The organism is Streptococcus saliviloxodontae (assembly GCF_016908655.1).
Classification (GTDB): domain Bacteria; phylum Bacillota; class Bacilli; order Lactobacillales; family Streptococcaceae; genus Streptococcus; species Streptococcus saliviloxodontae.
Genome location: NZ_JAFBEI010000007.1, coordinates 25802 through 45421, shown reverse-complemented (window position 1 = coordinate 45421; position 19620 = coordinate 25802). Strand labels below are relative to the sequence as shown.

The window sequence follows — 19620 nt, the reverse complement described above, 5'->3', positions numbered from 1 at the left end:
AGCTTACTTTTTTATTCTTTAGGAATCCATGCACTCACTGACTTGCTCGCTACAGTGAAACGTCCGTAGCCTGTCTCATCAATGACAACTGGATCTTCTTCTGGATTGAGAGCATTTATAAAGCTTGTCCCAGACCAGTCTTGACCAACATACATGGTCTTCTCTGTGGCTGTGCCATTCGTCAAAAGAACTGCTAAGGCTGTCTGATGCTCCTCACTGCCCAAGCGCGTCCAACCGATGCAGTCAGCTTGATCCAGATAATCTTCTTGCGGGCCATAGGCATGTAACAGACGCAAGTCTAAAAGACTATCCATCTCTTTTTGAAAGCTAGGATTACCGTAGCGCCCCTTAACCCCGTAGTAATCTCCGTAAAATAGGCAAGGTAGGCCTTCTTGACGAAGGAGTATCAAGGCATAGGCTGCTGGCTTGAACCAGTCTGCTACTGCTGACTCTAGCGCCTGCCCACGTTGTGTATCGTGGTTGTCAACAAAAGTTACGGCTGAATCAGGATAGTTCTTGGCGAGACTTCCGTCAAATAAGGTTGTTAAATCATACTGGTCATCTTGGCTGGCTTCAAAGAGATTATGGTGGAGCTTGACATCTACCAAATCATAGATAAAATCCGTTTTTTCCAGATAATCTTCATTAGAGACCTCATCATCATTCCAAAATTCAGCAAAGACATAAAAATCAGCACCGTATTTCTCATGAATATCACGGATGAAATTACGCATAAAGAAGGAATCAATATGCTTGACCGCATCCAGTCGAAAACCTGTAATACCTGTCGTCTCAATAAACCAATCAGCCCAGTCATAGATGTTTTTTACAACCTCTGGGTGTTTGAAATCAAGGTCAGCATACATTAGGTAATCATAGTTCCCATTTTCATCATCAACCAAATCAGCAGCTGCCCAACCCTTGTTGTCACCCTGAATCTGATAAATCCCAGACTTGCCAGTCTTAGCATCAAAGTCCGTTCCAGTAAAATGATACCAGTGCCACTTGAAGTCATTATAGGTATTATGGCGACCAGGAAAATCAAATCCCGTCCAACCTTCAATATCAAAAGGCTCTGAAACCATCTTCGTACGATCTTCTGGATCCACCTCAACAACTGTGAAGGTCTCCTTATGGTCGGCTGCTGCCTTATGGTTGAGAATCACGTCTGCCATAGGCATAATGCCGTTCCTCTTGAGCTCAGCGATAGCGGCTAGGTAGTCTTCTTTGGTACCGTACTTGGTCCTCACTGTCCCTTTTTGATCAAATTCTCCCAAGTCAAAAAGATCATAGATGCCATAGCCAACATCTGCTGAAGAAACCCCTTTGAAGGCTGGTGGCATCCAAACCTTGGTGATCCCCTTATCAGCGAGTCTTTTAGCATCGTCTGCCAGACGAGTCCAGTGCTTACCATCGTTTGGCAAGTACCATTCAAAATATTGCATGAGCGTTTCGTTTGTCATAGTACCATCCTTTATCTTTTATCTTAACCTTTAACACCAATAGTTTAGCAGAAAAAAAAGAATTACGCAAACGTTTGCGTAATTCTTTTTTCTATCCGATGATTTCTTTTAAGGATTCCACTAAATCAAGCGGTGCGTGACCTAGAAGAGCCTCAAAGTCACTGTGAGACACTTCTAGCTGGTGATTGGCAATATCATCTTGGATACCTGCAACAATCGCTTGAACAGGCTCTGGCAAACCTGCTTGAGCCAATGATTGACGGTACTCTTGACTGCTGATCCCACGAGCTTCTACTTCTTTTCCAAGGATTGTGCTTAGCGCTTTTGCCAAATCAGCATAAGTATGCAAGTCTCCAGCCAGTTCATATACGGCATTGCTATCAAAGTCCCCTGTCAAGGCATTTGCTGCCGCATAGCCATACTCACGACGAAGGGCCCAGCCAACTTTTCCTGATCCACCAGCATGATAGAAGAAACCATCTTTTTGAGCAGAAGCGATGATATCTGCTTCATTTTCGATATACCAGTCGTTACGAAGAATCTTGTAGCTGATACCAGATGCTTTAATCAAGGCTTCAGTAACGATATGGTCTGGTGCCAAGATGGCACTTGACTTATCACCATTTGAAATACTGGTGTAAACAAGGGCTGAAACACCTGCTTCTTTAGCTGCTGCAAGGACATTTCGGTGCTGTTGTTCACGTGTCACTTCTTGACCTGGTGCAGATGAGACAAACATCAAGCGGTCAATTCCTTTAAAATTTTCCACCAACTTCGCCTGGTCAGAGAAATCCCCAACACGTACCTCATAACCCGCTTGAGCAAACGCCTGCCCTTTTTCTTGACTACGTACCAAGACAGCAATATCTTCCTTAGCGACGGTTTCTGATACTTTTTCCAAAATAGCTGAGCCCAATTGACCAGTGACACCTGTGATTAAATAAGTCATATTGTTTACCTCGTTGTTTCCTTTATTTTTACAATAGTTATCATATCACTGTTAGTTACTTTTTGAAAGTAGACACTTTAAAGTGCCTTAGTTGCTTTTAAAATAGTAATGTGATTTATCAATCTTTAAAGAGATATCTTTTGATAAAAAAATCGTGATAAGATTTTGCCAAAGCAACTGTAAACCCTAAGAGAGGATAGGCGCTCAGCCCTTGCCCTGCAAAACCAATAACTAAAAACATGGCACTGATCGGCGCTTGTATGCTTGTTGATAGGAAAATCAAGGCACCCAGAACCATTGCAGACTCCGTCATAGCTGGCAAAAAAGGACTAATCAAGAGATAGGCTAAGGCAAGCCCCAAAGCAAAAGAAGGAGTTAACGTCCCACCGTAGGCGCCTGAACGCAGAACTAAAACCACCATAACCGACTTGATAACAGTAAGGAAGAAAACCTTATCCCAGGGCTGACCAGCAATGATACGAGTCGCCATTGCCTCACCATTGCCTAAAATTTCAGGAAAGGCATTTGCTACCAAAGCAAGTAAGGTAAAGGTCAATGGGAGTCCCAAAAGGAGACCTTTGGTCTTAATCTTCTTTTGCTCAGCCTTCTTAGTCCACTCTTTGAAAACATAGGCAATAGGCGTTATTAGGATAACTAAAAGCACAGCCAACAGCAGGTTTTGCCAATCAGTAGATAGTGTCTGCAGTGAGTAAATAGCTTGATTCGAGATGACAGGTCGAGCGATTTGGCTCGCCAAGCCAGTGCTAAGAAGTAGAAAAATCACATTTTTGGTCCTTAAAGCTATTCCTAGAGTTTCAAAGGCAAAAAAGGTACTAGCAAGAGGGACTTGATAGATAGCTGCAAGCCCCGCTGCTGCTCCGCTTGCTACGAGGAGACTCCTATCCTCAGCTGATAGCTTGAAGTGACTAGCCAGATGGCTAGCTGATAAGGCACCAAGCTCTCTAGGAGCTGCCTCTTTTCCGATAGGAGATCCAAGAGATACACTGACGACCTGAGTCAAGATATGTAAGATATGTCTAAGTATAGGCGGGCTTGCTTCTTTTTCCTCTTTAGGAAATAGCTGTGCTTTGATGCTTATGAGAGCACCCTTCTTTTGAAGTTGGTACCAGATAACTGCCATAGCAAAACCAGTTATAATTAAACTAAGCGATAGGTAGGGCTGACTAACCTGACTAAGACCGACCAAGTCATGACTATGATAGACAAGCCACTGCGCATAGTCTAAAAGAAAGTGAAAACCTATACCAGCTAAACCTGTGATGCTAGCTACAATCAAAAGGGCCACAATAACAAGGCATTGCTTATAAAACATAGAATCTCCTTTAAGGTAGTCTAAATCCAGTATAGACAAACACCTGATTAGCGTCAAGATAAAAAGCCACTCCCAGCCTTAACATCGGGATGTATTATCCAGATTGTCAAAAGTGACGAGTAGCTTTTATTAATAATAATTCTACTAAATAGAATTAGCCAAAGAATTGAATGAGGATACCACCGAGTATCAGCACGATCGCACCACCGAGACGATTAGCCATTTGAGCAAAGGCAATCATCTCCATACGGTCTGCTGCTGAAAGGACTGCGATATTTCCTGTACCACCCATTGAGTTGTTAATCATACCAGCACCAATAGCGGTTTCGACTGGGTACATACCAAGAGCACGACCAAGAATCCAGCTAGCAAGCCCCATTGAAACAACAGAAGTCAAGCTAAGAAGTACAAATTGCCATGTCATCGCTTGCGCTAATGAAGACAAATCAATCATAGCAAGTCCGATACCTGCCAAAACAGCATGTGTTAGGTTTGTCATAACCACTTGGTTAAACATAACAACTGTTTCTTCCAAAGCTTTTGGAACAGTATTTGTTGCCTTAAGAATAAAGACAAGGATAATCATAAAGGCATAGCTGTGTACCTTTGGAATGAAGGCATTGAGGATAACCCCAACAAGAAAGAGCATGAAAGCAAACATAAGACCAACACCAATCTTGGTAGCATCAAGGTTTACTTTAGCTTTTTCCAAATCTTCTTTATTGACAGGAATCAAGACACCATTACCATTGTATTTGGTCTTAGCAAAACCACGCGCCAAGATGATACCACCAATAATGGCAAAGATGTTTCCTAGCGTTGTCGCAGGTGCTAACTGTGACAAGATACTACCTGCATCCGTGTGAAGGCCCGCAGCATAGATTTTAGAAAGTGGAACAATACCTGCTCCCATACCACCAGCCATCTGAGCAAAGGAAATGTACATAACAGAATGTCCAAATCCTTGACCTAGAAGAGCACCAACAGCTCCAGTTACAAAGAAACCAATTACCATTGTCACAAGAGACACTGGGATAAATTTAGCCGATGCCTTAACCAAGAGATTACGGTTCATACCAAGAATCGAACCACAAATCAAAGCAGCAATGTAAAAGTCTAGAAAGCCCCAATCACTCATGAAATCAGACGTAGCTGAAACAATATCTTTTGGAACCAGTCCTGTTGCCGCTAAAATAGCTGCTGCTAGCAAAGTGAAAACTGAGCCACCACCAAGGTAAGTATTCCAAAAAGGTAGCTTTTCACCGATAAAATAGAAGAGATGCCCCAAAACAACCAACATGAAAGTAATCCCTAACATGTTGAGCGGTAATTTCCCCATCGCAATGGTAAGACAAAGAACCACCACAAAGGCTAGATAAAGCGGAAGAGAAACACCTGAAATTTTGATGTCAGTTAATTTTTTCATTTAGAAAGCCGTCCTCTTCTTAGTACTCTGGATACCATTTAAGATCACGAACAGCTTTAGCCATATCTTTTTCTTCAGCTTGGGCTAAACCTTGTTCTTGTGCTTTCTTAGCAACTGCTTCTGCCACTTTGATAGAAACATCAGCAACGTATTTGAACGGTGGAAGGACAGGCGCACCTGGTTGTCCTGGATTAACGATACCTGACAATGAGTGAGCAGCTGCACCAATCATTTCATCTGTCAAAAGTGATGCTTCTGACGCCAACATACCTAAACCAAGACCTGGGTAGATAAGGGCATTGTTAGCTTGACCGATTTCATAGTCAACACCCTTGTATGAAATAGTTCCTGAAGGAACACCAGTAGCAACAAAGGCTTTACCATCTGACCATTCGATAACTTGTTGAGCAGTTGCTTCCAATTTCTTAGTTGGGTTAGAGATTGGGAAGATAACTGGACGTTCAGTATTTGCACACATTGCTTCAACAACTTCTTTAGTGAAGGCACCTGCATTTGTAGAAGTACCTACAAGAATAGTTGGTTTAACTGCTTTGATAACTTCAAGAAGGCTGGTCATATCACCAGCATTTTCGAAATCTGCACGTTTTTTAGCAAATGGTTTTTGAGCTGGAGTAAGGTCTTCCATATCATCAAACAAAAGACCTTGTTTGTCGATCATAAAGAAGTGCTTGTAAGCTTCTTCTGAAGAAAGACCTTCTGAAACCATTTCAGCATGAACACGGTCAGCGATTCCTGCACCAGCAGAACCACCACCATAGCAAAGGTAAACTTGGTCAGTCAATTTTTCACCAGTGATATCCATAGCACCAAAGATACCACCAAGAACAACGATACCAGTACCTTGGATATCATCATTGAAAGTTGGGATTTCTTTTTTGTAACGGTTCAAGATATCAGCAGCTGTTGAACGACCGAAGTCTTCCCAGTGAAGGTACAATTTAGGGAATAAGTTTTCAGCAGTTTGAACGAATTGATCGATGAAGGCATCGTATTTTTCACCGCGAACACGCTCGTGACGGTTACCTAAATACATTGGGTTGTTGAGAAGTTCTTCACGGTTTGTACCAGCGTCGATAACAAGTGGCATAACACATGATGGATCAATACCTGCAGCAGCTGTATAGACCATCAATTTACCAACTGAGATGTCAACCCCTTGCACACCCCAGTCACCGATACCAAGAATACCTTCAGCATCAGTAGCAACAATCAAACGGATATCACGATCGCCAGCTGCGTTTTTCAAGGTTTCTTCGATATTTTCTGGGTGGTTGATGTCTAGGTAAGCAGCGTACTGTGGGTCAACGTATAATTCTGAATATTCTTCGATAGTTTCAGCGATAACTGGATCATAAACGATTGGATTGAATTCCACAATATGTTGGTTAAAGAGGTAGTAGAAAAGCGTACGGTTTGTATTGAAAATTTCCATCAAGAAATGACGTTTTTCAAGATTAGATGGTTTACGCAAGAAATGTTGGTAAGCTTGTTCAGCTTGTTCTTCAATTGTTTGAACGTAAGGTGGCAAAATACCAACCAAACCAAGTTCTTTACGTTCTTCCATTGTAAAGGCTGTTCCTTTATTTAGAAAAGGGTTATTTAAAACTTCATGTGCACGCATTATCGTGACCTCCAAATAAATTTTTTATTACAGTAGGCATTATAGTCCTTATAAATTCTTATAGTCAACTTCCCTTATTATCATAAAAAAAACTTATAAGGGTATTCAAATTATGTTAGAATACTAAAAAAGGAGACATTATGAACCTTAAAGACTTTGAATACTTTTTCCAACTCTCCCAACTAAACTCTTATACTGCTGTAGCTCAGCATTTTGGTGTGAGTCAACCCACTATAACCTATGCCATCAAACGACTAGAAGAGCAGTTTAATACGTCTTTAATCATTAAAGACCCTTCTCATCGAACGGTCGTCTTAACACACGAAGGGCTTATTTTAGCAACTCATATTGAACATATCTTGATGGAGCTATCCGTTACCAGAAAAGAAATTCAACGTGCGTCCCAAAAAATAACGACTATCGGTTTTCCACCTATTATCCGTGCTCGGATTATCTCAAAACTCCTCACTAAACATAAAGACATCTCCTTTCTAAGACAGTTCAATCTTCATACTGAAGGATCGAAGTCGCTTCTGCAAGAACTTATTCAAGGCGAAATTGATTTTAGCTTTATCGGTAGCCGAACGGCGCTGTCTCATCCTGATTTGACCATAGTACCGCTTTATAAACGTGAATTTTATATTATTGTCTCTGAAAAACACCCGTTAGCCAAACGTAAGGAAATTTCTTTCAAGGATATTTTGAACGAAGATTTTATTATGCTCAATTCAGGTCACACACATTCAGACGTTTTCAACCATCTCAATGCACGTTATCACAATCAAGCTCGTGTCATTTTTGAATTAAACGAAGTCTCTCTAGTAGGACAGCTAGTTAAGGAGAATATCGGCATTACTCTTCTGACGGATTTTGTCCTCTTTACAGATACTGATGGACTTGTCAAAATTCCATTTATTGAGCAAGAAAAGCAATACTTTCATGTTAGCTACGCCTATCCCACTCATGCGATACTCAATCAAGATATCCAACAGCTCATCTCGCTGCTGACAGATATCAAAGACGAGACAATAAGTGAAACACAATCCACCACTGAGTTTTAACATCATAAAAAACACCTATTAACTATTCCTATACCAAAGGCTAGATCAGCTTGTCTAACTTTTCGTACAGGTTAGTTAATAGGTGTTTATTAGTTTTGAGTCTTCATACTTAGCTGTTCTTTTTGAGTTCTTATGAAAACAGTCTGAGAAGATAGGTTAATCCCTGACAGCTCAGTAGGGTATAGAGGTAGAGGGTTGCTGGTTTTGTAAGGATAAAGATCCAAACAAAGCGTTTCAAAGACATTTTAGAGAGTCCTGCTACCATGCAAAGGAAATCATCTGGAAAACCTGGAAGGGCAAAAGCAGCTGCTAAAAACCAGGCGAAGAAGCGTCCATCTTTACGATCCAGATAAGCTATATACTTATCATAAGTCGCATCTGACACAAAGGCTTTGGCAAAGGAACTACCATATCGCCTAGCAAGTCCAAAGGCTAAGAGGGAGCCAATAAAGATACCAATGACATTATAACTAAAGCCAAGTAGAGGACCAAAGATAATATGCCCAATGACTGAAGTCATGCCTCCTGGAATAATAGGATAGATAACTTGTACCACCTGTAAGGCGATAAATAGCAAGGGACCTAGTACACCGAGTCCTTGTATCAAACCTTGCATCTGACCACCAACGGCTAAAATTTGCGGGTGAGCTCTCAAATAAAAGAAGGCAAAGAGAGATAGAAGCAAACCTAGGAAAGTCAAACTTCTAATCACATGTTTTTGGTCCGTTACTTGTCTAGTCATCATCCTGTCCTCCCTATTTTTTGCTCTTAGCCCCACTGATTGTCATCTTCTGAATCCTTCCAAGACCCGTGACCTCCTAATACCTCTTCTAACATACTATCAGTCACTTTATTATCTTTAAGGGTTGTTGAAACAGCATTTTGGGCTGTCGTCAACTCTGTCTCAAGCTTACTTGCTTGACTGACATAGCTTTCATAGGCTGTTGAGTAGTTTGCTTTAAGAAACTTCATTTGATCAATATCCTTGATTAGACTTGATTTTTCATCATCAGATAGGTTGGATTGACTGATTTCCTGTTTCAAATCAGTTAGGTCATCCTGCTCTAAATCCTCCAAGTTTTGACTCGGTTGTTCGTCTAGTTTTGCCCATAGACTGCTGTGGCTATCTAGGAGTTTGCTATAGTCAGATTCCAATTGTTCAAAGGAGTTCTTATAAAGAGATTCAAGTTGGGTTTTGAGCTTATCTGCTTCGGTAATCTTATCCTTTGCTTTTTCCAAGGCTGCTTGGAAGGTCTTTTTATCTGCAGTCGATAGAGCTGATTGATCAATGGCAGTCTTCCACTCGTCATAGGTCATAAGAGCCTGTGCTCCTTCAGACCAGTCATTATCTTGATCTTTTTCTTTTTTATCGTCTACTTGTCTAAAGTCTCCTTCAAAGCGTGACTCTATGGCTTGTTCGATTCCTTCATGTCCTAATTTGACACCAACTGCTACTCCAGCTCCTCCAACTAGCAAGACACCTGCACCGATGAGAAGGGTCTTCTTCCAGTTACTTGTTAGGCTTGATGTCGCTTGTGATAAACGGCGTTTTAGATTTTCTTTTTGAGACATCTATTTTCCTCTTGTTTCTTTATTAATGATGGTATTAGTATAAGCTATTCTCTCAGCTAATACTCCGTCAATCTCAGGAAAAGCTGTGGCAATTCTGTGGCAAACTTTGTGGCAAATTGTCGCTCTCTGATACTCTGAGTGATTTTTAAAAGCTACAAAAAAGTTCTGATAGTCCTAAAAGGTACTACCAGAACGATTGCTTATTTGAATGATAGAGTTTTACCTTTTCTCACGCTCTGCCATTTTTCAAAAGCCAACTCAAGACCAGCAACGCTAAATGGAATCAAAAGGTACACGTACGGTGAAGTATACTGACTCTTTGTTTCCCACAGCAAATGAAAGACTACGCCCGCTGCCAAGTAGATAAAAGGATAGAGGTAAAAGGCAGTATCCTTACCTTTTTTATAGCCAATCATAAAGAAGAAGGCTCCTGCATAGATGATGAGCAAGATTGCATGGGTCAGCTGGTAAAGCAGACGATACAGCCACCTACCGTGATAGAGACTGGCCGCAAAATGATTTCCCAGAGGCTGCTTCCAAAAGCGGCTAGGTCCAGACCAGATTGACTCAAAGGTCGCTTCCGTCCAAGTCGATAAAAATTTATCCTTAAAGAACCGCCACGTGTAATCAGGGTTCTTGACGAAGTAAGATAAGCTCTCTGAGAGGCTATCCTTGGCATCCTCTTCAATAGCCTTATAATTGCCGTGTTTTTCAAAATAGATATTTCGAACATAATGGTTGTACCAACCGGGTTGCCGTCTCGCATTGCCATCATCTTGCAAGCCCATAGCTAACCAAGTAACCTTTGGCGTCCCAACTAACTCTTGCTGTGATAGGTGCTCATAGTATCCCAACGTCGCCTTGTTCATTCCCCAACCAAAGCCGATAATGACTAAGCCCAAAGCTAAAGGCCTTAATTTTTTCTGTTTGAGGCTGTCCAAGAGGAGAATCAAGACTAAACTCAAAATTAGTAGAATATAGTTGTTTCGAATCCAATAAGCTATTCCCAAACTAATGACGCTAGCTATAGCAAGTAAAAGACTTGGTTTTTGGCGATAGCGACAAAGACAGTAAACTCCCAACAGTCCAAAAAATAAGCCGTAAATCAAACCATACACAAATAGGATATTAAAAAATTGGGGTAAAAAGGCGAAGCTAACCAAAATTGTGTAACGTGTCGTAGACTCTTTTTTAAAGAGTTGATCTGTCACGCGCCAAGTTAAAAAATTAATCCCAATAATGCTAATAAGGTTCAAACAAAAGAACACCACCATGCTCGGAATAGGTATCACCATCATAACCAGACGCTCAAAACTGACCAAGCCCAGCTGATGTGGGTAGCGATAAAGGTAAGCACCAGGCGATAAGGACTTCAAATTTCCCGAATTAATCTCAACAGCAGACCGAAAAACTGTTGCCGCGTCATCTCGCGTCCGATCTGTTGTCATCATGATTAAGGCCAAGCCGACAATAATATAAGCCAGAGTCATTACACAAAAGACTTGTTTTGGACTCAGTCTATTGAGGAAAGGACGGCAAAGGTAAAAGAGACCCGCCAAGGCTATCAGGGTCACAAATACCCAGATTTTAATCGGTAAAATCTCAGCCCATTCGTTCTGATCAATATAAACAATGGTCTGCACCGTTAAGGTAGATAACAACAAAACTGCCATCAGAAGCAAGGCACCCCATCTGATGAGCCAAGTCAAACTGCCATAACACTTAGACCAGACTCCCTCTAGTCTTTCTTTTAAAAGCATCTTCTAAATCGATAATCCTTCCTAAATGATACAAAGCCCGTCAAAAACGATTGAATTTTAGGAAATCAACGCAGGGTGCTTGCACACAAGGCGATTTATCTAAATTCCAAGTTTTTAGGGCGTGTTCAAATAACCATGATACAAAGCCCGTCAAAAACGATTGAATTTTAGGAAATCAACGCAGGGTGCTTGCGCACAAGGCGATTTATCTAAATTCCAAGTTTTTAGGGCGTGTTCAAATAAACATAATACAAAGCCGTTAAACGAGCCAAGCAAAAATAGGAGTTTGAATGTAGAATCACAAGACTCCAATGAAAACTATCTTTTTTGCAAATCTCGTAGACTGTGTTCAAATCCTATGATACAAAGAGACGATTCGGTTTTCCGAAAATTTTCGTAAAGAAATAGGAAACTAACGCCGTGTCGAAAGACACTAGGAAGGTCATCTTTTCTTCTAGAAAATTAGTCCCGTGTCCAAATAAACATGATACAAAGCCCATCAAAAAGTCTCTAAGGCGAGAAGACCTTAGACTTCCTTCTCATAGCTCTATGGTCTCTTGTTCTGCTTAAAGGGAAGCGTCATCACAAAGCTAGTCCATTCGTCATCTGAACTAAGGTTGATACTACCGTGATGACGCTCAACAATATCCTTGGTCATGGCCAAACCAATTCCAAAGTTTCCACCACTTCCCTTGTAAAAACGTTCAAAGAGATGTTCTTGGTCCTCTGGGGAAATAGCAGGGCCGTTATTACTAATTGTAATCTGTAAGTTTTCTCCCTGAGACTTGGTTTCAATCACAATGCAATCTTTAGCATAGCGTACCGCATTAGACAAAATATTCATCAGCGCTCGCTCGATAAGTCGCTCATCTGCCAAAATTTCGACAAAATCATCTTCAAAGCTATGCTCAAAATGAATTCCTTTTTCGTCAGCCTTGTTCTTCAAACGCCAAGTCTGGTCATAGAGTATTTCAGGAACACTGATACGCGCCAAATCCAAATGAGACTGGGTGGATTCCATCTTGGAAATCGTCAGAATGTCATCAACCAGCTCTGCCATTTTTTGACTCTCATCATAGATAACCGAAGCTGCTTGCTTCTCATCCTTGATAACCCCTTCCTTGATTCCTTCTGCATAGCCCTGAATAGACATCAGCGGTGTTCTCAACTCATGACTAGAGTTTTGAAAGAAGATTTGCTGGCTACGCTGATTGGCATCAATCATATCACTCATCTGTTTGACTGTCGCCGAGACGGCCTTGAATTCCTGATAAGGAAGGTCAGGTGCTGTAATTGCTTCCTCACGATTGCCCAGACGGGTAATATAGTCTGTTAAACTCAAAAAAGCCTTGTCTGTCTTGCGTGACGTAAGGTAGATAGAAATGCTGGCTCCCAGACCAATCACTAAAAAGATAATTAACAAGGTGATGTTAATCCAAGTATCCATACTCTCAACAGGAGTCACATTCGCAAAAACAAAGATGTAATAGGTTTTTGCAGTCTCACCTTCACCTGCTTCTCTAACAAAATACTGGTCCAACACCCCTTTATAGGTCCCCATATCGACAGCATACGAATAACCATCAATCATAACTTTGGTCATCTGGCTACCATCAGAAAGCTTAATCCCATCTTCCAAGACGCTACTAGCTGTGGATGATGAACTTAAAGCTGTTGAAGAGCTAGAGCTTACACTAGTCTCTTCCTGATCATCGTGATCGTCAAAATCATCGTCATCATCTTGATCATCCTCATCATCAAAAAATCCCCAAGAATCCGTATGACGGTAAAAATAATTCGTGATGGTTCGCGAGATAGTCTTGTCTGAGAAATCATCCATGCTACTCGACAAATACTTGGTCTCAAAATCCTCATCGACAATAACATAGGTGGTCTCAAAAATGTTTGGTTGAGACCGCTCACTAGTTGCCGAAACACCAGAATAAAGACGGTTAAAAATCGAAAATTGATTTTGAATCGCTGTGCTGGTCTGCTCCTCTATAAAGTAGGACAGGGCTAAATTAAAGATTAACAAGATGGTCGCAAAGGACAGAAAGATAATTGATAGGGGTTGCAAAAAAAGAGTTGTCCTAAGGCTAGACCGTCTGATACGTCTGATTTTCTTTAGACATCTTGACCAGAGCTGATACGGGTAGAGAGCTACTTTAAGCTTTTTTAGCCAGTTTGAACCCATATCCCCAGACCGTTTCAATAAGGACATCGCTTTCTACCTCTCTTAGTTTTTTGCGCAGACGTTTGATGGTATCATCCGTCACCCGTGTCTCGACATCTGTCTCATACCCCCAAACATCTTCTAGTAGCTGTTCTCTTGAGACAGCTTGATTTTTTTGCATCATCAGTACACGAAGCAACTCGAACTCAGTATTGGTCAACTTAATCGGCTTATCTTTAAAATGAGCCGTACGCTCTTTTTCCGACAATTCCAGATCGTCAAATACCAATTTTTCAGTTCCTTCACTATTTTTAAAACCAGGCTGACGCGTCAAAATCGCTTTGACACGCAAGGTTAATTTAATCGGCGAAAAAGGTTTCGTAAAGTAATCATCTGCACCAGCTGAAAAGCCCTGCACAAAATCTCTATCACTATCACGCGCCGTCAAGAGGATAATGGGTACATCTGAACGCTTACGAATGGCTTGGGCAGTCCCAAAACCATCTGTTCCAGGCATCATGACATCTAAGATGACCACATCCGCCTCTTCCTCCATAAAGCGTAGCAAGAGTTGGTCACCTGTCTCAAAAATCTCGACCGTCATGCCCTCATCTCTCAAAAAAGAAGCAATCAGTTCTCGAATGTTTTTTTCATCATCTGCCACATATACCTTTGCCATAAAGGCCTCCTTCACTTGATTATTAGTGTTCATAAAGACTCTACTGTCTTAAAATCTTAGTCCCTTTTATACTATCATAAATACCGCAAAAAAGTGGCTATCCATTACAGAATGCCACAAAATTGCCTTATTTCATTGGTGAAAAATTGTGGCAAATCCTAGGAACTATGACTTACTGGACTCAGGTTGATACTGGGCTAAAAAACTACTGAGATTGTTTGGTAAAGTCTGAGAGGAAGGGCTAACAATCTCAACTTCCGTTGTTCCCGTATCTGTCAAACTACCATCTGCATTCAAGCTAAATTGAGACGAGTGATATTGATAGTAGTTTCCTGATTTAGACAACTGAGGAACCTTGAGGTAATCTTTAGCTAGATTAGGCGTCTCTATTTGCTCACGAAAATGCTTGGCTTTATAGGTTTTGGTATCTGAAAAAATCATTTTGACTTCGCGCGTCGTCAAGAGATAGTAATCATCACCATCCTTGCGGTAGCTTCCTTCACCAAACCAAATCGTTGGATAAACAGCGTCACTTTCTGCGTCTTCTCTAGCTTCCTCTAGCTCCGATGAGGTGTACTCTTCGGCATAGTAATAGACAAAATGACTCTCATCAACTAATTTTATGACCTGACCAAAATCGTAAGATTTGCCAACCTCTAACTTGCTAACCTTTTCTTTCGTTTCTTGACTGACACTGCTAGCAAAATCTTGGGCAGATGACGTCCAATACCAGTCTGTCTCAATAAAATAGGCATCGTATAGGTAATAACCAATCCCACCAAATAGAACCAAGGCTAGTAGTAAGCTCGTCTTTTTCATCAAAGGCTTCATTTTCGGTACCTCTCAATCAGTTTTTTAAAGGACTTTGCACTCTCCTTGACCAAGCTAGCTGCACTTTTACCATCACGCGAAAAATTCCCCTCTTTATTGAAATAGGAATTTTCCCAAAGGAGACGATCATTTTCTTGCCAAATATACTTAAGCTTGTTAGGTGCCTTATAGTGATAGGACAGACTACCCAGATCCTTGCGAAAAGAGGGATCATTTGGAGCAACTGGCTTAACATCCAAGCGACGATGAGTTGCATCGTTGGCATCAGCATAGTTAAAGCTAGCACCGTTAACGATCCCAACTTCTGTGTCTAAGTCAGGATCTATTTCATTTAGAAACTGTCCCTGGCTATTGATGATAAACTCAGTGTGGAAATCCATCACAATCTTGATACTAGATGACATGGTGTAGTCTGGATAAACGACAATATCACGCCCAAACTGACTGGCTTCAAGAGCAATCTTATTATGAAGGCGTGACGATTCGGTCAAATCAAAGCTAGCATCATAGTCATACCGATCTATGCCGATCACTTCACCGATAGTATCTTTTTCATCCTTGGTCGCTAGATAACGTGCCAAGGCATCTTTATCAGATTGAGAGGACTTGCCATAGTTCTGACGCACCCACTGAGCCTGCTGGGCTGATATGACATAGCGAAACTGATGCGTCTTTCTCGCTATATCGGTCTCTTCTGATAAGGTCTTCTTCGGAAAGGCAGTCTGCACCACTTGAGAAAAGCTATCCCAGAAAGAACTGGCTGGATCCAAATCATCTGAAAAGCGAGCAATCAACTGGCGCGTCTCCTCCTGTTTACCAGACAAATCTGACGGCAAACCGACCAATTGATAAACTAAGGCGAGAGCTTGTCGAGCATCTGTAGAACTCAACTGATCCGCTTGAGCAAACCATAGGGCTTGAAAGGTTTGACTCCCAAATATTTGACTCTTTTCATAAGTCTGGTCACTGACAGCTTTCAACTGCGATAGATTGCCTTTACTTGATAGCTCTTCAAAAAAACCATAGGCAATGGCATCATCTGTCCACCCCTGTGTCTGTAATTGTTTAATAAGATTTTTTAAATGTTCTGTTAAGGACTCCTGCTGAGCTTGTGTTAAGGACTTGTCGACCTTCTTCAGATAGCTCGATAGTGCCTCTGTCAAGGCATCACTTCCCAGAGCACTTGCTACTTTTTGCCTTACCTGAGGGGCTACCTGTTTGCTACTAGCTGAGCTTGTCGTACTTTCATCTGCTAATACCTGACTTGGTAGGACTTGAGTCAGTAAAAGTCCTCCTATAAAAAGGACCCAAAAACTATTTTTCTTCATATATGTAGTTTACCATATCAGACAGTCTCAAACAAAACCATTTTACTCAGTTCTAAGTCCCTCGTAAGACAGAAATAGCCTAGACCAAATTGTCTAGACTATAATGCTAATAGAACTGATTAAAAGGAGGGGAATCTATCTTATGAAATCTTATTTGCTACTCTCTTGGTTGTTGGCATAGACCGTTTCCCATTGACTGTCAGAAACCTTGTACTTTTTGAAAATCGCTTCTTTGGCATCTTTAGCCGTTTGGTAATCTTTTTCTAGACTTGCTACAGATGATTCAAAGGCTTTTAGTTGGCTCGCATAAGTTTTTTCGACTTCTGCTGCCTCATTGGCATCCTTAACAAGAGCTACTTTTTCCTTATCATTTAAGGCTGTTGAAGCATTGATTTCTGAGATTAGAGTCTTTGTAGCTTCTTCAGTTGTTGGCTCTTTGTCAGTTTCAGTCGTGTCTGAGCTGTCTGACGATTTGCTGGTTTCATCTTGAGCAGTATAGAATTTTTCCCAAGTGCTTTCATTGTCTGCGTAGGCTGCTTCTGAGGCTTTGTAGTAATCACTGAGCTGACTATCTTCTTTAGCTTCGATTTCTTTGTCCAACTTATCGAGAGTAGCATCATATTTAGCTGCTTTCTTAACTGCAGTGGTGAAGTTAGTCTTTTCAGCGTCAGTCAAACTGCTTTTTGGAATTAAAGTCAAGAGTTCTTTCGTTTCTTGAGCGTGTGTCCACTCTGTTTCTTTACTTGTTTCTGTTGTTATTTGAGTAGTTGTTGATTGATCAGCCGAAACGATGCTCGTAGCAGAGGCTGCCATTCCCAATGTTACTGTCGCTAATAAAAGTGTTGTTTTTAGTGAAAAGAATTTTGTTTTCATGTGTGTCACATTCCCATCTTAATAGTGATGGCCTTTCTTTGTTATGACCTTATTATAGCCTAGGCTAGATTGTCATGTTCGGTCATTATTAGGAAAAATTGTGGCAAAATTGAATCACTCATTGTGGCAGTTTTTTTGCTGTTTGACTAATCGTCTAAATCGCTTTCGCTCTGATTTGATAGCCTGCGCCAGCGATTGTCCACCAACAGCATATAAACCTCGCTTATTGTAGAGACTATTTTCTAAACGCCAGTGGAAAAAGCCAGCCTTAGCGCTAGCATAACCCTTAGTCGCCCGACGCCGACACAAGGGGTCATGTGGCCCGACAGGATGAACATCCAGATCTTGATGGCGATACCAACGCCCGTAGTTAAAACTAGCAGTGTTGATCCTCCCAGCCTGACTATTAGAACCAGGCTCTAGCAGACTCAGTAACTCTCCCTGACTAGACAAGATAAACTCGCTATGGTAGTGCAATATAATCTTAATGTTCACACGTTCCAGCTGGTCTGGAAAAGAACCATCTGACCGCCGTCGCTTATTGTGAAAAGCTCCTAAATCCCATGTCCAAAAACGGTGCTGAGCGAGATAACTTGCTAGAGCTTGCCCATCAGTCATACCGTCTTTTCGGTAATGGCGCCTGACATAATCAGCTTGCTGGGCAGAAATCACATAGCGGAGCTGATGAACTTGTCGTTCTAAAAGCCCTTCTTGACTGCTAGTCTGCACTGGAAAGGCAAGGTTGACCACATCAGCTAATTCTCGCCAAAACGGATCATGAGGAGCCAGATAATCATCAAAAGCTGCTAAAAGCTGCGCTGTCTGTCTAGACTCCCCAGTCACCTCTTCTGGCATCCCAATAAGGTTCATAAAATCCACTAAAAGCTCCCTTGCAGAGACATGATTTAATTGCACCAATTCTCGCTTCCAATACAAACGAAAGCTATCATCACCTATTTTCATGAGATTATTATAACACACTAGCAACTTCGTCAACCACCAAGAAGAGCCCTAAAAGTCGAGTAGCCTCACACATCATAAAAAGCCCTAGACACCATAGTATTCTCGGACTTTAACAAACAGTAGCATTACAACAGCTACTTTCCTTCTGGACGACAGAGTTCTTCTATTAAATAGATGATAAAATTAGTCAAAATGCTCAAACCTATTGTAAGCAAAATACCCCAAATGAGTTTAGGCATACTCAAAGTACGCAACCCATCAAATAGGATAACTCCCAAACCTCCTCCATTAATCGTTGAAGCAATCGTTGCAATAGCAATAATAGATGTTGCTGCCAAACGAAGCCCTGAAAAAAGAGAGGCCTGAGCAAGAGGAAGCTCCACCTTAAATAGCAACTGCCGTTTACTCATCCCCATACCCATTGCTGCTTCAACAATACTGCTGTCTACCTGAGTTAAACCTGCTATAAATGTTCTAACCAGTATATACTGCGCATAAATAACAAGAACAATAATGGCTGTAGTGGTTCCCAGCCCAGTTAGTGGAATCAAAAGTGCAAACAGAGCAAAAGAAGGAATAGCGTAAAGCAACGATAACACATAGACCGAAACTTGCCTCAAGTAGGGATTAAACCATAACAATACAGATACTACCATCGCTAATAGTAAGGCAATGACTAAGGCAGTGCCTGATAAGATTATATGCTCCAGTGTTGCACTAATCAGCTTATCTGCAGAAGTTTGAAGGTAATCAATCATGCACAAACCTCCAAATATCTTCTTGATTTTTTGCTGTTTCAATTAGCTTGTTAACAAAGGGACTAGCTGGATTTTGGATAATCTCCTTAGGTTTAGCAAACTGGACAATTTTCCCCTCATCCATAATCAACACGCGAGTACCTAATCGAAAAGCCTCGTAGAAATCGTGGGTAATAAAAATAAATGTTTTATCATTTAACCGATGATGAATAGTCAATAACTCTTCTTGCAAATCAGCACGTGTGATAGCATCAATTGCTCCAAACGGTTCATCAAAGAGCATTACATTAGGATCAGCCGCTAAGGCTCGCGCTACTCCGATTCGTTGTTGCTGGCCCCCAGATAGTTTACTTGGATAACGTTTCGCATAAGTTTCCTCTGGTAATTTTACTAAGGATAGCAATTCTGAGGTTCGCTGGCGGATTCTTTCCTTGTCCCATCCTAGTAACTTAGGTACTGTAGCAATATTATCAGCCACCGTCAAGTGAGGAAAAAGCCCTATCTGTTGCACTACATAACCAATCTGACGTCTTAAAGCTACCGCATCTAGTTTTGCTATATCTTTCCCGTCAAAAAGTATACTACCTTTGGTCGGCTCAATCAATCGGTTGAGCATTTTAAGGGTTGTTGTTTTTCCTGATCCTGATGTTCCTAGGATAGTGATAAACTCTCCTTGATCAATTGTTAGACTGATATCGTCAACTACTGTTTTGTTCTGATAACTCTTACTGACATGTTCAAACTTGATTATGTGATTTGCCATCTTGTCTTCCTTTTTTCTATTACTCAAAGATAACTTCGTTTATCTG

At 41.2% G+C, this 19620-nt stretch carries 17 protein-coding genes; 1 reads left to right on the top strand and 16 read right to left on the bottom strand.

What is annotated here, in order from left to right; all coding sequences use genetic code 11:
* Positions 1-11 precede the first annotated feature (11 nt).
* The 5 genes from JOC31_RS02450 to JOC31_RS02430 form a co-directional block, all read right to left on the bottom strand.
* A complete protein-coding gene (locus JOC31_RS02450; protein ID WP_205016628.1) occupies positions 12-1463 on the bottom strand; it encodes an alpha-amylase in 1452 nt (483 codons plus the stop codon).
* A gap of 91 nt (positions 1464-1554) precedes the next feature.
* The gene (locus JOC31_RS02445) at positions 1555-2412 is read right to left on the bottom strand and encodes an SDR family oxidoreductase (protein ID WP_205016627.1); all 858 of its coding nucleotides are present in this window, start codon (positions 2410-2412) and stop codon (positions 1555-1557) included.
* 118 nt (positions 2413-2530) lie between these two features.
* Positions 2531-3745 (bottom strand): chloride channel protein, encoded by a 1215-nt coding sequence (locus JOC31_RS02440; protein WP_205016626.1) that lies wholly within the window; start codon positions 3743-3745, stop codon positions 2531-2533.
* Between the two features lie 154 nt (positions 3746-3899).
* Positions 3900-5171 (bottom strand): 2-hydroxycarboxylate transporter family protein, encoded by a 1272-nt coding sequence (locus JOC31_RS02435; RefSeq protein ID WP_205016625.1) that lies wholly within the window; start codon positions 5169-5171, stop codon positions 3900-3902.
* Between the two features lie 19 nt (positions 5172-5190).
* Complete coding sequence (locus tag JOC31_RS02430) at positions 5191-6813, bottom strand: malolactic enzyme (protein WP_205016624.1); 1623 nt, start codon at positions 6811-6813, stop codon at positions 5191-5193.
* Positions 6814-6953: 140 nt separating this feature from the next.
* Here JOC31_RS02430 and JOC31_RS02425 point away from each other — a divergent pair, with 140 nt between their 5' ends.
* Positions 6954-7874 (top strand): LysR family transcriptional regulator, encoded by a 921-nt coding sequence (locus tag JOC31_RS02425; RefSeq protein ID WP_205016623.1) that lies wholly within the window; start codon positions 6954-6956, stop codon positions 7872-7874.
* Between the two features lie 130 nt (positions 7875-8004).
* Here JOC31_RS02425 and JOC31_RS02420 read toward each other — a convergent pair whose 3' ends face one another.
* The 11 genes from JOC31_RS02420 to JOC31_RS02370 form a co-directional block, all read right to left on the bottom strand.
* Entirely contained in the window at positions 8005-8619 is a 615-nt protein-coding gene (locus tag JOC31_RS02420) for a TVP38/TMEM64 family protein (RefSeq protein WP_205016622.1), read from the bottom strand.
* Between the two features lie 23 nt (positions 8620-8642).
* Entirely contained in the window at positions 8643-9446 is an 804-nt protein-coding gene (locus JOC31_RS02415; RefSeq protein ID WP_205016621.1) for a hypothetical protein, read from the bottom strand.
* 200 nt (positions 9447-9646) lie between these two features.
* Entirely contained in the window at positions 9647-11206 is a 1560-nt protein-coding gene (locus JOC31_RS02410; RefSeq protein WP_205016620.1) for a hypothetical protein, read from the bottom strand.
* Positions 11207-11753: 547 nt separating this feature from the next.
* Entirely contained in the window at positions 11754-13283 is a 1530-nt protein-coding gene (locus JOC31_RS02405; RefSeq protein WP_239551627.1) for a sensor histidine kinase, read from the bottom strand.
* An 88-nt stretch (positions 13284-13371) separates the two neighbouring features.
* Positions 13372-14058, bottom strand: a complete 687-nt coding sequence (locus JOC31_RS02400; RefSeq protein WP_205016618.1) for a response regulator transcription factor — start codon at positions 14056-14058, stop codon at positions 13372-13374.
* Positions 14059-14223: 165 nt separating this feature from the next.
* Positions 14224-14877 (bottom strand): hypothetical protein, encoded by a 654-nt coding sequence (locus JOC31_RS02395; RefSeq protein ID WP_205016617.1) that lies wholly within the window; start codon positions 14875-14877, stop codon positions 14224-14226.
* A gap of 8 nt (positions 14878-14885) precedes the next feature.
* Positions 14886-16217: a DUF3114 domain-containing protein gene (locus JOC31_RS02390; RefSeq protein ID WP_205016616.1), complete on the bottom strand. Its 1332-nt coding sequence runs from the start codon at positions 16215-16217 to the stop codon at positions 14886-14888.
* Between the two features lie 150 nt (positions 16218-16367).
* On the bottom strand, positions 16368-17090 hold the full coding sequence (locus tag JOC31_RS02385) for a hypothetical protein (RefSeq protein WP_205016615.1): 723 nt from the start codon (positions 17088-17090) through the stop codon (positions 16368-16370).
* 114 nt (positions 17091-17204) lie between these two features.
* Positions 17205-18053: a DUF3114 domain-containing protein gene (locus JOC31_RS02380; RefSeq protein WP_205016614.1), complete on the bottom strand. Its 849-nt coding sequence runs from the start codon at positions 18051-18053 to the stop codon at positions 17205-17207.
* A 134-nt stretch (positions 18054-18187) separates the two neighbouring features.
* Entirely contained in the window at positions 18188-18811 is a 624-nt protein-coding gene (locus JOC31_RS02375; protein ID WP_205016613.1) for an ABC transporter permease, read from the bottom strand.
* Complete coding sequence (locus tag JOC31_RS02370) at positions 18804-19562, bottom strand: ATP-binding cassette domain-containing protein (RefSeq protein WP_205016641.1); 759 nt, start codon at positions 19560-19562, stop codon at positions 18804-18806. The genes JOC31_RS02375 and JOC31_RS02370 overlap by 8 nt, the downstream gene beginning before the upstream one ends.
* Positions 19563-19620: the final 58 nt, after the last annotated feature.

Excerpts from the sequence above, each read along its gene's own strand:
- JOC31_RS02410 (WP_205016620.1), bottom strand. The coding sequence starts at position 11,206 with ATGCTTTTAAAAGAAAGACTAGAGGGAGTCTGGTCTAAGTGTTATGGC.
- JOC31_RS02375 (WP_205016613.1), bottom strand. The coding sequence starts at position 18,811 with ATGATTGATTACCTTCAAACTTCTGCAGATAAGCTGATTAGTGCAACA.
- JOC31_RS02435 (WP_205016625.1), bottom strand. The coding sequence starts at position 5,171 with ATGAAAAAATTAACTGACATCAAAATTTCAGGTGTTTCTCTTCCGCTT.
- JOC31_RS02400 (WP_205016618.1), bottom strand. The coding sequence starts at position 14,058 with ATGGCAAAGGTATATGTGGCAGATGATGAAAAAAACATTCGAGAACTG.
- JOC31_RS02380 (WP_205016614.1), bottom strand. The coding sequence starts at position 18,053 with ATGAAAATAGGTGATGATAGCTTTCGTTTGTATTGGAAGCGAGAATTG.
- JOC31_RS02420 (WP_205016622.1), bottom strand. The coding sequence starts at position 8,619 with ATGATGACTAGACAAGTAACGGACCAAAAACATGTGATTAGAAGTTTG.
- JOC31_RS02415 (WP_205016621.1), bottom strand. The coding sequence starts at position 9,446 with ATGTCTCAAAAAGAAAATCTAAAACGCCGTTTATCACAAGCGACATCA.
- JOC31_RS02395 (WP_205016617.1), bottom strand. The coding sequence starts at position 14,877 with ATGAAAAAGACGAGCTTACTACTAGCCTTGGTTCTATTTGGTGGGATT.
- JOC31_RS02440 (WP_205016626.1), bottom strand. The coding sequence starts at position 3,745 with ATGTTTTATAAGCAATGCCTTGTTATTGTGGCCCTTTTGATTGTAGCT.
- JOC31_RS02385 (WP_205016615.1), bottom strand. The coding sequence starts at position 17,090 with ATGAAAACAAAATTCTTTTCACTAAAAACAACACTTTTATTAGCGACA.
- JOC31_RS02425 (WP_205016623.1), top strand. The coding sequence starts at position 6,954 with ATGAACCTTAAAGACTTTGAATACTTTTTCCAACTCTCCCAACTAAAC.
- JOC31_RS02450 (WP_205016628.1), bottom strand. The coding sequence starts at position 1,463 with ATGACAAACGAAACGCTCATGCAATATTTTGAATGGTACTTGCCAAAC.
- JOC31_RS02445 (WP_205016627.1), bottom strand. The coding sequence starts at position 2,412 with ATGACTTATTTAATCACAGGTGTCACTGGTCAATTGGGCTCAGCTATT.
- JOC31_RS02430 (WP_205016624.1), bottom strand. The coding sequence starts at position 6,813 with ATGCGTGCACATGAAGTTTTAAATAACCCTTTTCTAAATAAAGGAACA.
- JOC31_RS02390 (WP_205016616.1), bottom strand. The coding sequence starts at position 16,217 with ATGAAGAAAAATAGTTTTTGGGTCCTTTTTATAGGAGGACTTTTACTG.